Genomic DNA, 293 nt, shown 5'->3' with positions numbered 1-293 from the left:
GGGCACCACCATCTGCGGTGTCCCGCCGAAGAACGCGAATGCGGCGACGTGAGCGTCAATCCAGGACGGCGATTTCATATCCGTGAAGCCGCGGCAGAACACCGCACCGGAGTACGGCAGGACGGCCACGAACAAGTACAGCTTGGTGACCTCTCCGGTGACGGCGTCGAGGACCTCGAGGGTGTCACCGGCCCAGTCGACCAGCATCGTCCGACCCGGTTCGTGATGCAGCGTGGCCACCACGTCCTTGATGCGGGCGTGCTCGGCGAACAGGGCGCAGTACTGCGAGTACC

At 65.2% G+C, this 293-nt stretch carries 1 pseudogene; it reads right to left on the bottom strand.

The features are described 5' to 3' along the window. Positions 1–293, bottom strand: a pseudogene (locus tag CEY15_RS17950) (DDE-type integrase/transposase/recombinase); the annotation flags it as partial.

Source organism: Dietzia natronolimnaea (genome assembly GCF_002289575.1).
In the GTDB taxonomy this organism is placed as follows: domain Bacteria; phylum Actinomycetota; class Actinomycetes; order Mycobacteriales; family Mycobacteriaceae; genus Dietzia; species Dietzia natronolimnaea_A.
The sequence above is the reverse complement of the archived record's forward strand: the minus strand, read 5'-3'. Positions and strand labels throughout refer to the sequence as shown.